The 13,412-nt window shown below is 57.9% G+C and carries 12 protein-coding genes, 1 tRNA gene and 1 pseudogene; 6 read left to right on the top strand and 8 right to left on the bottom strand.

Going from position 1 to position 13,412, the window contains the following annotated elements; translation table 11 throughout:
• Positions 1-246: 246 nt before the first annotated feature.
• From JAO29_RS21770 to JAO29_RS21785, 4 genes are all read right to left on the bottom strand, one after another.
• Positions 247-873 (bottom strand): lysozyme inhibitor LprI family protein, encoded by a 627-nt coding sequence (locus tag JAO29_RS21770; protein ID WP_334270385.1) that lies wholly within the window; start codon positions 871-873, stop codon positions 247-249.
• A gap of 741 nt (positions 874-1,614) precedes the next feature.
• Entirely contained in the window at positions 1,615-2,388 is a 774-nt protein-coding gene (locus JAO29_RS21775) for a hypothetical protein (protein WP_334270386.1), read from the bottom strand.
• Between the two features lie 88 nt (positions 2,389-2,476).
• The gene (locus JAO29_RS21780; protein WP_334270387.1) at positions 2,477-4,684 is read right to left on the bottom strand and encodes a M56 family metallopeptidase; all 2,208 of its coding nucleotides are present in this window, start codon (positions 4,682-4,684) and stop codon (positions 2,477-2,479) included.
• Positions 4,681-5,034: a BlaI/MecI/CopY family transcriptional regulator gene (locus tag JAO29_RS21785; RefSeq protein WP_334270388.1), complete on the bottom strand. Its 354-nt coding sequence runs from the start codon at positions 5,032-5,034 to the stop codon at positions 4,681-4,683. The genes JAO29_RS21780 and JAO29_RS21785 overlap by 4 nt, the downstream gene beginning before the upstream one ends.
• Positions 5,035-5,789: 755 nt before the next feature.
• On the opposite strand from JAO29_RS21785, the gene JAO29_RS21790 reads away from it, so the two are divergent.
• The 6 genes from JAO29_RS21790 to JAO29_RS21815 all read left to right on the top strand — a co-directional run bounded on the left by JAO29_RS21790 (position 5,790) and on the right by JAO29_RS21815 (position 9,325).
• On the top strand, positions 5,790-6,002 hold the full coding sequence (locus JAO29_RS21790) for a hypothetical protein (protein WP_334270389.1): 213 nt from the start codon (positions 5,790-5,792) through the stop codon (positions 6,000-6,002).
• The gene (locus JAO29_RS21795) at positions 5,948-6,733 is read left to right on the top strand and encodes an ABC transporter ATP-binding protein (RefSeq protein ID WP_334270390.1); all 786 of its coding nucleotides are present in this window, start codon (positions 5,948-5,950) and stop codon (positions 6,731-6,733) included. The genes JAO29_RS21790 and JAO29_RS21795 overlap by 55 nt, the downstream gene beginning before the upstream one ends.
• Before the next feature lie 92 nt (positions 6,734-6,825).
• Positions 6,826-7,569, top strand: a complete 744-nt coding sequence (locus JAO29_RS21800; protein ID WP_442886466.1) for an ABC transporter permease — start codon at positions 6,826-6,828, stop codon at positions 7,567-7,569.
• 68 nt (positions 7,570-7,637) lie between these two features.
• Complete coding sequence (locus JAO29_RS21805) at positions 7,638-8,072, top strand: hypothetical protein (protein ID WP_334270391.1); 435 nt, start codon at positions 7,638-7,640, stop codon at positions 8,070-8,072.
• 153 nt (positions 8,073-8,225) lie between these two features.
• Complete coding sequence (locus tag JAO29_RS21810; RefSeq protein WP_334270392.1) at positions 8,226-8,771, top strand: sensor histidine kinase; 546 nt, start codon at positions 8,226-8,228, stop codon at positions 8,769-8,771.
• Positions 8,768-9,325 carry a response regulator gene (locus JAO29_RS21815; RefSeq protein ID WP_334270393.1) on the top strand — a complete coding sequence of 186 codons (558 nt, stop codon included), beginning with the start codon at positions 8,768-8,770 and terminating at the stop codon, positions 9,323-9,325. The genes JAO29_RS21810 and JAO29_RS21815 overlap by 4 nt, the downstream gene beginning before the upstream one ends.
• 12 nt (positions 9,326-9,337) lie before the next feature.
• Here the strand turns inward: JAO29_RS21815 and JAO29_RS23695 are convergent.
• The 4 genes and pseudogenes from JAO29_RS23695 to JAO29_RS21830 all read right to left on the bottom strand — a co-directional run.
• Positions 9,338-9,535: pseudogene (locus JAO29_RS23695) on the bottom strand (hypothetical protein); the annotation flags it as partial.
• Between the two features lie 375 nt (positions 9,536-9,910).
• Positions 9,911-9,999: transfer RNA gene (locus tag JAO29_RS21820), tRNA-Leu, on the bottom strand.
• A 374-nt stretch (positions 10,000-10,373) separates the two neighbouring features.
• The gene (locus JAO29_RS21825) at positions 10,374-10,637 is read right to left on the bottom strand and encodes a hypothetical protein (RefSeq protein WP_334270394.1); all 264 of its coding nucleotides are present in this window, start codon (positions 10,635-10,637) and stop codon (positions 10,374-10,376) included.
• A gap of 239 nt (positions 10,638-10,876) precedes the next feature.
• Positions 10,877-13,288 carry a lytic transglycosylase domain-containing protein gene (locus JAO29_RS21830; protein ID WP_334270395.1) on the bottom strand — a complete coding sequence of 804 codons (2,412 nt, stop codon included), beginning with the start codon at positions 13,286-13,288 and terminating at the stop codon, positions 10,877-10,879.
• Between the last annotated feature and the right edge of the window lie 124 nt (positions 13,289-13,412).

Consider the following 13,412-nt stretch of genomic DNA (forward strand, 5'->3'; position numbering starts at 1 on the left):
CTCCCAGTGGAAGAGGTCTACGTTTGGATTGCGGTGACCTATAGCACGGTGATCGTTTATGAGATTGTCAAACGCTGGAAAAGCTCCGGGCGGTCGATATCTCACGCGTTCCTGGGGACAGGGGATGCCTTATGACACACATCTGGACCGAAGCGCACTGAGGAAAGCGCTTCCTGATTCGTCACTGACGGGAAGCCGACTTCGCGTTACCGATCTGATAGGCCACTTGGCACTCGACTTGTGAGTCTAAGGCTGCCTGGAGGTGTCATCGTTAGTGATACATGCGATATCTAATCCATTACCGCAGGCGTCGAGGACAGAAGTACGAGCTTTGTATTTCTGTATGAGACATGAGACAACTGCGGGCGACGCCGGCACACCTGAGAGTCTGCACGCCGTAGGTATCCTTTCGTTCCACGCTCGTTGATTATCGAGGAGTGTCTTGCGATCAGAGCCTTTGATGGCTTTGAAGAAAGGGAAATAGGCGCGTGCCATCAGCAAATCCTGCCTGCCAAGATCAGGGTGGACACAGATGGTGATTTCAAGTGGAGATTTAGCCTTCACACAATCGAAGCTCGCTCGTGGAAGCGGACGCGAGGCTTCGGTGAGATTTGTTGCGAACTGAAAGGCGATATCGGCGAAACAAGTGGATTGCTCAGACAAAGCAAGGGTTCCGTCTTGGTTGGCGAATTCATCAGCACAAAGCGAGCTCTTATCGGCGTAGATGATCTTTTGGGTAGCAGAGAGTATCTGAATGAAGTCTTTCTCACATCGCGAACGAACGATCTCGGCGAAACCTACGTCGGCAGAAGAGCCCCAGGCGCATTTTCTGAGATAAGCATGAGCTGCAGAACACGAGGCAGACGTGCGCAAGACATTCTCTGTTGCAGCAGCATTCTTTTCACCGAAGAAGTGGCAGCTTTGAGCACTCACGGTGTGAAGGCACAGGAAGAGATACATCGAGAGGAAAGCGAGGAGCTTGCGATTCATGTTAGGAGAGGAAACTTTTGAGATGTGCTAAGAATAAGCTCCAGATCGGAGTTTGGCACCGGTAAGTGCAATTTATTGACCAGAAAATTGCGCAGAATCCTTATCGGAATGACAAAAGAACTTGGCAACAACTACTTGTCTTGGGTATAGGTCCTGATAAACGCCGTTCACGTCAGTAACAGATGGTTTGCTGGACTCCCCCGGATTTGGCTCCACCAACTGAATGTCAACGAGTGCATCCCTGTTGGCATCAATTGAGAATAGATGGCAACAGGTCAGTGACCCAGGGTCTGACTTTCCGCTCTCATCCTTGGAGATCATCCAGGCATGCGAAGCTCCATCCAACCATACCGTTATGCAACCGCTGCCGTTCATGCAGATCCTTAGCCTTTTGGGCTGCTTCTGCCAATTATGCGGCACGGGCATCCATGTAGCCGAATAGGCCTCGTTCTTTGCCTGCATGCGAAGCCGTCCCATCTGTAGATCAATACTTCGCCAGCAATGTGGTTTCATAGTCCACGAAGGAAGAAGCGTCTGAAAAACACACACAACAGCAAGAACATATGCCGAAGTTCGTTCAGGAATCATCGCTCCTCCTTCCTGAAACGCATTGAAGAACGTCGCCTATTCGTCCACTTTAAAGATCTTGATCTTGATTAGCTTGTCCAGCGTCAGATCATTCAGGCCTCGCGCACGCATCCGCTCAACAAACGACCGGTCGATATGAAAAATGCTCATCTGGATCAGCTCATGTTCCGTAGGCGTAAAGCCCAGTGCTTTTGCCTCCTGTACCTTCTCCGGCGTTACGCCTACAGCCTTCATCTCCGTCAGCTTTCCCGCCCGTAACTCAGGGTATCCCGCTGCGGACATTGCACGTACATACCCCGGCGTTACATGCAGAGCCTTCAGGCCCATCAGCTTGTTCGTCGAAAGTTCCGTCACGCCAAGCCCTTTCATTTCCTTCACCCATGCGGTCGTTACATCAAGCATCAGAAAGCCAAGCTGCTTCCTCGGCGTGATGCCATCAAATCCCATCGACGCCATCTCCTTCACGAACGCCTCGTTCCCCGTGAACTGGTAGCGCCCGCTCAGCACTCCGTCATGGACGTTGCCATTGCACGTCAGCTCGCCCGGCTCGGCGCTCATCTGCGCCGTCAGTGTCGTACCCTCTTTCTGCAGCATCTCTGCCGAAACCCCAGTCCACCGGCTCCACTCGGTCGACGAGTTGTTCATATCCGAGCAGCTATCCGAACCCTTGTCGCAGTCGGTACGCGCCAGCATCAGCTGCCCCTTGTCAGGCTGGTCCGCGCGCTGCGACAGCATGCAAAGCCCCGACAGTGACTGCGCAAACCCAGTCGAGCAGCCCAGGAACAACACCGCGAAAGCAATAACCCTCATGTCCTCTCTCCTCAAAACGGTTGATTTTGACGCAAAACAACTCCTGATGCAGTCCATGACTGCATAAAACCCATCCTTCAGTAACGAATTAGTTCAGAAGGCCGGTCATCTTCAGCTTCACGAGCTTGTCCAGATCGGTGCTGTTGAAGCTGTGTGCCCTGGCCTTGTTTATGAACTCCTCATCGATGTGAAACACCGCTGCCTTACGCACCTCTTGCAGGTCGGCGTTCGGAAAGGTCGACTTGATCCAGCGAACATATTCAGGTGTCACTCCCTGCGCTTTAAGGGAGACCAGGTCATGCGTCGAAAGCCCCTGAAAACCTGTCGACGCCATCCCCTTCGCGTACTCCGGCGTTACTCCCACGGACCGAAGCGCGATCAGCTCATGCAGGTCTGCAGGCGCAAGCCCTCCGGCCTTCATTTGCGCCAGATATTCAGGCGTGATGCCCTGCGACTTCATCGCGACGAGATCATGAGTCGTTGGCGTTCCCATTCCAGCGGCCGTCATCGCCTTCGCATATTCCGGCGTCACTCCCACAGACCGAAGAGCAATCAGCTCATGCAGGTTCTCAGGCGCAAGGCCCCCCGCCTTCATCTGCGCAATGTACTCCGGCGTAATGCCCTGGGCCTTCATGGCAACGAGATCATGCATCGTCGGCGTCCCCAGCCCTGTCGCCGCCATTGCCTTGGCATACTCCGGTGTTACGCCTACGGCCTTCTCCGAAACCACCTCTTTGAAGTTCGTGGGAGCAGCGTTGGAACCCTTCAGCCCGGCAACATACTCCGGCGTTACACCAACCGATTTCAGCGACACAAGCTCCTTCAGCGTAGGAGTTCCCAGCCCAGCCTGCGCCATCGCCTTCGCGTACTCCGGCGTCACCCCAACGGAGCGAAGCGAGATGATCTTATCCAGATCCTTATCGAGGTCCAGCGGATAGCCCGCGTCACGCATCTTCTGCAAATAATCCTTCCCACTCGCGTTCCCTGCATCCTGCATCTCTTCGTCACGCGGCATAGGATGCGGCATGGGAGATGGCGCCGCAGCCGGGGCTGGCGCAGCCGCTGCCATGGGAATAGCTGCCATCGCCGGCACAGGAGCTGGCACAGCCTGGCTCACTTCTATGCCCGCCTTCTCATTGCGAGCTGCTGGAGCCGCCACCGCGACGTTGCCACTGCGAGCCTGTGCCATCAGAACTGCAGGAACCTTCTCTCCCGCAACGGTTCTGGCGCCAGCCGGCTCCGCCTTCAAGCCCTCCGCCACATGCGGCGCGACCGCAAGGCCCGCCACCACCAAACCTGCAGCTGCAAAACGCACCATACCCATCGACCCATACTCCATTGTTCTCTCTCCCATCACTCTCTGAATTCTGTTCAACAGCGTTCCGCCCTTCCCATGCAACGCGACCGCCAGTTGCAGATGCTCTGCCCTCTGCTCCTCCATCTGCAGCAGAGCCTCCACATAAATTCCAGGATCGGCACAGGTCCGCGCCGCGATCTCGTCGCAGCAAACCTCACGCAACTCTCGCGTCCGCTTGCTCATCCACCAGACTGCAGGATGGAAGAAGAACAGACACTCAATCGCTGTCTGCAGCAGATTGCAGAAGTAGTCCCACCGGCGAATGTGCGCCAGCTCATGTGCCAGTACCGCCTCCAGCTGTTCCGCCGGAAGCGAAGTAGCCACACTCAGCGGCAGGATCACGGTGGTCCGCCATATCCCCATCGCCATCGGCGAGATCACCTCCCGCGACACCCGCAACACTACCGGCTGTGCCAGGCGTAACTGCCCAACCACCTTCGCAAAGCTCCGCTGCATGGCCGGCGGCACCGCAACCTGCGCACTGCGCCGCAATGACCTCAACCGCCACCAACCACCCGCCGCCCTCAACGCCAGAAAGCAGACGCCCGTAAGCCACACACCATCGATCCAGGGCATCAGTCGGTCCGCGTGCCCTGCAATCCAAAGCTCGCTGTCTGCCATCGCTGGAGCCACAAACGGAGCCTCCATGGCTATCGTCGTGTGCAGACTTCCAACATGGGACGCCACAAATGTCTGTTCACCCTGGTTTAGGTGAACGACAAGCCGTTCCTGCTCGATAAAGGTTGCGATCGCCGCAAGAGGCATCAGCCCCAGCATCGTCATCGCCACTCCATAGCGTACGGCCGTCGCTGCACGAAAGAGGCAGCAGTCCATCAGCGCATACAGCAGCGCGACGATCGCGCTCTGCCAACAGAAATGGAGCAGTGTCCACCCCAGTGCTACCGCCTCACCTGAATGCACCCAGTTCAGGACACTCATTGGCTGGCCTCCTGTCTCCGCCGCGCCAGCAGCTTGCGAATCTCGGCCACCTCTTCCTCGCTGGCAGGCTCCATCTCAAGTGCTCGCAGAGCCAACTGTGCCGCACTTCCGGCAAACAACCTCCGGCTCAAATCGCGCACAAAACGCCGCTCCGTCTCCTCCTTCTCCACCGCGGCGCGATATACGTGTGCGCGAGCGCTCTCGTCCCGGATCACCAACCCCTTGTCAGCCATGATCTGCATTAGCTTCAACACGCCCGTATACACCATCGGGCGCTCTTCGCTGATCGCCTCATACACGTCGCGGACCGTAGCCGATCCGCGCTCCCAAAGGACGGAAAGTATCTCCAACTCTCCTTCCGTCGGCCTGATTGTTTCTTTGGTCTTCATCATGGACGAAACAATATACGAACTATTTCGTATATGTCAACGAAAGCCTTCGTATTTCTGTCGAAATTAAGTTCATTCTTTATGAATTTGGTGGACCAGAACAAAAAATATTCAGCTCCTGAATTCAGGAGCGCCGTTTCCCAAATCCATGCCTATCAATATTTTGTAGCTGAGTGCGAAATCGCCAATACGCGTTTCTGCAGCGGCCGCGACCATTAGGTTCTCATACTTCCTTCGCCGTCGATGGGAATGCTCAAGTTACTACGAGCCGATATCGGGTAATAATTCAAAGTCGATGTCTCCATCGCCGCCATGCCTTGAACCGACTGAGTGCCTCATCAATCAGGGAAACTACAGAAGCGCATTCCGCGTGCTACCACGTCAATTGACCATAAATCGCCAAGTCACTCTTTGAGCCGGATTCGTAACGATAAGTCGGCTTATCGTCAGTAATCTGATCTGTCAATGAATGCCTTGGCGAATTTATCGTCAACTGACCGAGAACCCCGCTTCTCATTTTGAACCTGCGGACGCATCCATGATTTTCCTCAATATTTCAGATGCTGCCGTATTTTTTGAATTAAGTCTTTGTGATGTTTCTGCACATGTGACATCTGTCATATCGCTTTGCTGACGTACAGCACTACTGGCGATCTGCAACCTAACGCATCCTTAGGTCAGTACGACGGATCATCGTCCGATCCACAGGAGAGACCATGCAAGCAACAGCACTTCTACCGGTCGGCCAGAAACCGAGCCTAGAGCCGCTCAAGCGGCCCACACCGATGCCCATCGCGATGCTGGACAGCATTACCAAGCGCTATCAGTCCATCGCGGCACTCGACGGCCTTTCCCTGCCTTGCACCCTGGTGAAGTGGTCGCCCTCCTCGGTCCAAACGGTGCTGGTAAATTCACCGCAGTTCGCCTGATGCTCGGCCTCACCACACCGACATCGGGACAGGTCCGCATCTTCGGCAGCGACCCGCGCCTCGCCCTCACCCGCACCCGCATCGGAGCCATGCTGCAGGTTGCCCGCATCACTGAGACCCTCAAAGTCCGCGAGCACATCGACCTCTTCAGCAGCTATTATCCGCATCCTTTGCCCTTCGCCGAGATCGTCCGCATCGCCCAGCTCGAAGGCATCGAAGACCGCAAGTTCGGCCAGCTCTCAGGTGGCCAGAAGCAACGCGTCCTCTTCGCCATTGCGCTCTGCGGCGACCCCGACCTCATCTTCCTCGATGAACCCACAGTCGGCCTCGACATCGAATCCCGCCGGGGACTCTGGCAGCAGATCCGTTCGCTCGCCGCCCGCGGCAAGACCGTCCTCCTCACCACCCACTATCTCGAGGAGGCCGACACGCTTGCCCACCGCATCATCGTCATCAACAAAGACCGCGTCGTGAGCGAAGGCACACCTGTAGAGATCAAGAGCATGAGCGGAGACCGCCAGATTCGCTGCAATACCAAGCTCTCAGCGCACTTCCTCCGCACACTGCCCAGCGTCAGCTCCGTCACGGAAGACACAGGCATCACCACCGTCACCACCCGGCAGGCAGAGACCGTCATTCGAGAGATGCTGCGCAGCGACGAGACGCTGAGCAACCTCGAGATCGCCAGCCCTGCCCTCGAAGACGCCTTCCTTGCCCTCACAAAGAACTAAGCGTAAACAGCACCGAATCCAGGAGACTTCAATGTCCACTACTACGATCCCATACCCCGCTACAGCCCCCTGCGAACCTGCCTCGCATTTACATCAAAGAGACGAAGTACGAGTTCCTCAAGCTCCTCCGCACCCGCTCCTTCTCCATCGCCACCATCGGCTTCCCCGTCATGTTCTACCTCCTCTTCGGCATTGCCAATAAACATCTGGTCGCCGGCGATATCCAGATCGCCAAATACATGATGGCTGGCTATGCCTGTTTTGGACTCATCGGCGCCGCGCTCTTCGGCATCGGCGTTGGCATGGCCGGTGAGATCAACGCTGGATGGCTCGAAGTCAAGCGCGCCAGTCCCATGCCCCCTGTCGCCTGCCTCTTCGCCAAATGCGTGACCGCCATTGCTTTGGGCCTTATCATCAACAGCGTCCTCATTACTCTCGGCGTCACTCTGGGCAAAGTCTCCATCACTCCATCCGAAGTCGCCATGATGCTTGCTCTCGCAGTTCCCGGCTCCATCGTCTTCGCCAGCATGGGCTTGCTTCTCGCGCAGGTCATTCCTGCCAACCCCGCCCCCGGCATCGTCAATATCATCTATCTCCCCATGTCCTTCCTCGGCGGTCTCTGGATTCCGTTCTCCCAACTCCCTCATTGGGTTCGGCCGATCGCCTCCGTCATGCCTACCTATCACCTATCTCAACTCATGCTGGGCGTCTTCGGCCGCGGCTACCGCTTCGACGATGTCTCCACCCAGACTCATTGGTTGAGCCTCATCGGCTTCGCCTGCCTGATGCTCGGTTCGGCTTGGGCCGTTTTCAGCCGCAAACAACAACGGTCATAATCGCAACTATGCGCGAAGCTCCCTCCAGTAGTCGAGCCGCGCGCGATACACTCTTCAATCGGGGAAGTATGAGCACTCCAACCAAAAAAACGGCATGCGCACAAGATATTGGCACACGCAAGGGCACCGGTTACATCTGGATCGCATACTCCATCTTCTTCTTCATCGAGCCCGTCATGCGTCATCAACTGCTCTACTGGCTCGAATGCGCAGCGATTTACGCTGTCTTCGTCGCAATGTATATCAGCTACATGCCCCCCCGAACCACAAGGCAGCGCCACCTGCTGCTCGGCGGCTTCTACCTTCTCGGCTTGTTGACCTTCCCCCTGAACCCCGGCGCCACCAGCTTCTTCATTTACAGCGCTGCATCCCTGCCCTTCGCCGTCGAATCCATCGCAAAGATACGCATCATCCTTGTCGCCCAGTGCCTTGTCGCGGCCGTGGAGATCCTGTGGCTGCACAGCAACGTCATCAACGTAGTCGCAACTGTATTCTTTGTCTAGTCGTCGGCTCCGCCAACACCTTGATCGCCCAGCAGAAGCGCGCCGACAGCAAACTTCGCATGGCCCCACGAGGAGAATGCGCAGCTCGCCGCCGTCGCCGAACGCGAGCGCATCGCACGCGACCTCCACGACGTCCTCGGCCACAACCTCTCAGTGATCGTCCTCAAGGCCGAGCTCGCCAAGCGCTTGATGCAAAGCGAGAACCAGCAGAACCTCGAACGAGCCGTGCAGGAGATCGCCGATGTCGAGGCCACGGCCCGCACCGCCCTCGCCGAGATCCGCGAAGCCATCGGAGGCTACCGCTCCCAGGGCCTTGCCGCCGAGCTGGCCCACGCTCGTAGCACCCTCGACGCAGCCGGCGTTACCCTACGCTGGCAGGCCCCGTCCGGAGGTCTGCCCGCACTTACGGCGACGGAAGAGACGGTGCTCTCCCTGTCCGTGCGAGAGGCCGTCACCAACATCGTCCGTCACGCCGAAGCCACGCGCTGCACGGTGAGCCTTGCCACAACCTCCGATGGCCATTACGCGTTGCTGGTCGAGGACGACGGTCGCCACACCATTCAGCATGAGGGCAATGGTCTCCGCGGCATGCGCGAGCGAGTCAGTGGACTCGGCGGACGCTTCTCCATCCGTTGCGACCATGGCACGCAATTGCTCATCGAGCTGCCCATTACCTCGCAGCAAGGAATCCTCGCATGATGACCACACCCAAACCGGATGTCAGCTCAGGCCCAGTCGATAACAAGATCCGTGTAATCCTCGCCGAAGAGCTGGCCATGGTGCTCGGCGCGCTCGCCGCCCTGCTCGAGATGGAACCCGACATCACCGTCGTCGCCCGCGCCGCCCTCAATGCCATCATCAAATTCACTCCCGACGTCCTGGTCACAGACATCGAGATGCCGCACATGAACGGCCTCGAAGTCGCGGCCGCACTGCGCATTACCCACCCGAATATCCGCGCTGTCATCCTCACCACCTTCGCGCGTCCCGGTTACCTCCGTCGCGCACTCGATTCCGGAGCACGCGGCTATCTCCTCAAAGACCATCCTGCCGCCGAGCTGTCGGACGCCGTCCGCCGCGTCCACCGGGGACTCCGCGTTGTCGACCCTGCCTTCGCCACCGAAGCGTGGGGAGCCAAGCTCGACCCTCTGACCGATCGCGAGCGCCAGATCCTGCAACGCGCCGGCGACGGCCGCTCCTCCACCGAGGTTCCGGGGACTGAAGCCTTCGACACCCGGGAACTCGGCCTGTAGGTCCCTCGCTAAACGCTCATTGATCTTGCTTCCCCACTCTTCGGTCGCAAAACGCTGACTGAGATCCCGGCCGATCGACCAACAGAGGAGAACCAAGTCCCGGGTGACAGGGAGGCCGGTAACCCACGATTGGGACCAGCATGAGCCGTGCGATTCGTTCGATCTCTTCTGCAGGTAGAGGTTCGTCGCGGGATGGTTCCTATCGCGCACCTACATCATGACGCTGTTCATCCACCGGGGAATGGTTCAGGTGATCTATTCCGTGGCCCTGGCCGGAAAGATTGCGCCCAAGGATGAAAGCTTTCAAGATCCTCCAATGCTCTGCGGTCGGATCCGTTGGACTGATCGTGGTGGCCTACATCATGGAAGGCCCAGAGTATGGCCAGCGGGAACAGTGCAATCGGAACTGAACCTGTTCGGAAGTGATACGAAGGCGTCCCTGTACCAACCACCTTCCTCGGCATAGGAAATGCCTCCTGGATGCGATCCTAGCAAAGTCGGAACGAAGTGGCGCCAGAAGCGGCACCAGTATTTATTTTCTGTACTTTATCGAGCGAGATATCTTCCTGTATCTATCGATTCTATTGGTGCCCGGAGGGGGACTTGAACCCCCACGACCGGTTAAGGTCTGCGGATTTTAAGTCCGCTGTGTCTGCCGATTTCACCATCCGGGCGTGTGCGGTGGGCTGCTGCCTTTCACATCCTATCGTACTGAGCTGAAAAGGAGAGGTCTCTGGGTGGGCAGCGCGGACCGAGATCCGGGTGCGGCGGCTGTGCGCGCGGAGCGCAGCTCGGGAGATACCCCCTCCCCCCTCCTGTTTGCGCAAATCTTCCAACGATGAGACTTAGGTCCGGACCTCTTGTTTTTATCCGTTCCGTAACTGCCTTGCATTCCAAGAAATAGCTCTATAAAAAGAATAGCCGAACGGACTGAACCGATCGGCATATTTATGTCTTTGATCTCGGGAGAGTTAGATACTATCTCCTCTTGACATTCTCATGGGAGACCGCGACCCGGGGTGCAGCGGCTCAAGTACTCGAAGCAGATCTAGCTTGGTTTCCTGTAGTGGATGTGACCGTCGGAGAAGAAGTATTCGGCAGAGCAGTTTTCCGAGCCGCAGATCATTGTTTCCAGCCCCGCGCACTGCTGGCGGGTTATGAGTCCCAGCGCTCCGCAGGAAGGACACGACAGAACCGCCCAGAAGGGGTTCTCCGGCTTCCCCAGTTCGCCAGCCTTTTCCAGCAGAAACATCGTGCCCGGCTCCATCTGCTCCGGGATCCACTCATCGAGGAAGCTTAAATCAGCGACCATAGACACCTCATTTACAGGGTTGAGTTTGCTTCACGACGGCGCAGGAAGCGCCAGAATGCGTATGCCTTCTACCTCCGGAAACCCTCCTCCGCATGGAAAAAGTTGCACCAGCTATGGTGCAAAGGATAATCCAAATCCCCGCCGTGTCAATGCCCCGGCCTGGGGAAATCGTCCTTTCAGGTTCCTGGATGGGACCACCGTTACGCGGCTCCGCCGAAGAGAGGCGTCTCGTGTTCGACTTAGGGCTGCGAGGCGCGTTCGCTGGTGTAGAGGGCCTGATAGAGGATCCGGTTGCGCATAATCGCTTGCACGTATTCGCGGGTCTCGGTGTAAGGGATGGATTCCACAAACTCGGGAATATCCTTGTAGTCGCCGATCGCCATCCACTGGCGGACGGGGACATCGCCGGCGTTGTAGGCGGCCAAGGCATACTCCGGCTGACCCCCGTAACGGGAGAGTACCTGGCTGAGGTTGAGCGTTCCCAGGGCGAGATTCGTGGAGGGATTGAGCAGCGAGGCGGTACTAAACCCCTTCATGTGCTGTTTGCGCGCCATGGATTTGCCGACCGACGGAAGCAGCTGCATCAACCCGTACGCATGGGCGCGGCTGACCGCACCGGCATTGAACTCCGATTCCTGGCGGATCAGCGAGGCGACGAGGAAGGGATCAAGACCATTCTTCTCCGCATTGGTCGCCAGATCGCTCCAGTAGGGTCGGGGAAAGAGCAGCTGCCAGTAGAGTGTGGGGACCTGGTCCATCGGCAACGCGAAGAAGGAGATCTTGCTCCGCTTGAGCGACTGAAGAGCGCGTGTGGTCTCGCCATAGGAGGCATAGATGCGCGCTTCGGCCAGCGCTCCCCACTCGGAGGAGTCTGGAGCTGCCTGAATCTCCGGGGCGATGTACTCGTTCAGCGCGGCGTTGGCGAGCAGCTTCGCCTTGATCAGGTGCGGCTCGTTCTCCGGGAGGTCATCGGTGAGCTCGGGAATCTCCCGCTGCTGGACTGAAGCGAGAATCGGTGATTCCGGAACACTGGGCGCCTGCGTCTTGAGAACCGCGAGACGCTTCCGCGCCAGCTCCGCATAGTAGTAGTTGATGTAGCTGGTCCGGAGCGCGCGATAATAGTTCGCCGCCTGTCCGGGATTGTGTTCTTCATCCTCGTAGATACGGCCACGCCAGTAGAGGGCGGTGGGCGCCTCGATCCCAGCGGAGTACTTCACGATCTGCTCATCCATCAGGCGAGCGGCCTCACCATAGCGGCGAAGACGATAGTTCATCCAGGCTGCACGCCAATGGGCCGATGGCGCATAGGTGCTGCGGGGAAACATCTCGACCAGAAGGCTGTAGTGATGGATGGCCTGCTCGAAGTCGTGCTTGAGCAGGTACATGTTTCCGCCGGAGTAGAGAGCCTCCTCGAGCCATCGGCTTGTGGGGAACTGCTTGATTAACTGATCGAGAATCGCGGTGTGTGTCTGCTGATCATTTTCGTTCCGCGAGATTTCGGCCAACAGATAAAGCTTGGCGGCTGCCGTGTCGTCGTTGCCGGTATCGGGTAGGCGCTCTACGTCATGGCGGCTGATGCGCTTGAGCTTGAACTCGCAGACGGCGGCATAGATGGCCAGAGCGTCACGGTCTGCCTGGGAGAGGCTGCTGTCGGCCTTGGCGATCTCGTGATATTCCTGGCCGGCATCGTTGTACCGCTTCGCATTGAAGAGAAAGTCCGCGTGGGTCTTTCGCTCTGCCGCGTTGAGAGGAACTCCCATGGCGTCCAGCTGAGCACGTGCCTGGCCAGCCTCAAAGCTGGTGGGGAACTTCGCATAGATGCTGCGATAGATGGGAGCCGCATGGCCTGTGTCGCCGGTAAGCTGGTAGGCGCGAGCGAGCATGTAGCGAAACGCGCTGTGACTCCCCTGCGGAGTGTTTTCCATCGGCTGCAACGCAGTGAGTGCTCCCTGCGGATTGTTCTGCTGGATGTAGGCGTTGGCCAGGAGCACAGGGGCTTCGCTCTCAAAGATGCTGTCAGGATGCCGGTCCGCAAAGCGGTCGAGCAGAGCGTAGGCGTCAGAGCCGCGACTTGCCTGGAGAGCGGCCTGTGCTCCGAGGTAGTCGGCGTAATCGTCCAGAGCCTTCCCGCTCGCCTTTGCCTGCTGGAACGCGGAGTAGGCGTCGTTATAGCGATGGTCGAGCATATAGGCATGCCCGAGGGACAACCAGGCTGCAGCCGCTCCCTCGCCCGAGTGGGCATGAGCGTAGGACTGGACTCCGGCGTAGGCAGCGGCTGAACGCGTGGCGATCAGTTGCTGGGCCATGGGCCGCAGCTGCTCGGTCGCATGGAAGGCGCTGGTGAGATGAATGGTCTCAGGGGTGGCCTTTTTAGAAGTGCGCCGGGAGGTTGTCTTCTTTTTGCTGCGGGATTTTTTGGCGCTCTCGGATCGTCGCGAGGCTGAGGATGTGGTCCGGGTGGGATGCGTCGACTTGGACGAGGTCTTGCCGGAGCTCTTTCCGGAGCTCTTCTTCGTTGTTTTGCTGGTGGTCGTCTTGCTTGCGGACGAGTGCGACTTCTGTCCGGCAGCCGTCTCACGGGCCATAGCCCATGGAGAACTTAGCAGAAGAGAACCAAGCAGCACAGCAGCATCAAATCGGAAACCCTTCAACTTCGCCTCACTCTTTGCGGGAGCCCACTAGTCTACTTTAGCCGCGAGCTCTCTTCTTTAGACTGACGACTACGCAGAGTGGAATCTGGACAGATACACCTTGCTGCACCCCATCTGCGGGAGA

This window comes from Edaphobacter sp. HDX4, assembly GCF_036877565.1.
Taxonomy (GTDB): Bacteria; Acidobacteriota; Terriglobia; order Terriglobales; family Acidobacteriaceae; genus Edaphobacter.

What these genes read in the sequence shown, in the direction of transcription:
- JAO29_RS21780 (WP_334270387.1), bottom strand. Translation starts at nt 4,684, where the DNA reads ATGAGTGTCCTGAACTGGGTGCATTCAGGTGAGGCGGTAGCACTGGGG.
- JAO29_RS21825 (WP_334270394.1), bottom strand. Translation starts at nt 10,637, where the DNA reads ATGGTCGCTGATTTAAGCTTCCTCGATGAGTGGATCCCGGAGCAGATG.
- JAO29_RS21790 (WP_334270389.1), top strand. Translation starts at nt 5,790, where the DNA reads ATGCAAGCAACAGCACTTCTACCGGTCGGCCAGAAACCGAGCCTAGAG.
- JAO29_RS21805 (WP_334270391.1), top strand. Translation starts at nt 7,638, where the DNA reads ATGAGCACTCCAACCAAAAAAACGGCATGCGCACAAGATATTGGCACA.
- JAO29_RS21775 (WP_334270386.1), bottom strand. Translation starts at nt 2,388, where the DNA reads ATGAGGGTTATTGCTTTCGCGGTGTTGTTCCTGGGCTGCTCGACTGGG.
- JAO29_RS21815 (WP_334270393.1), top strand. Translation starts at nt 8,768, where the DNA reads ATGATGACCACACCCAAACCGGATGTCAGCTCAGGCCCAGTCGATAAC.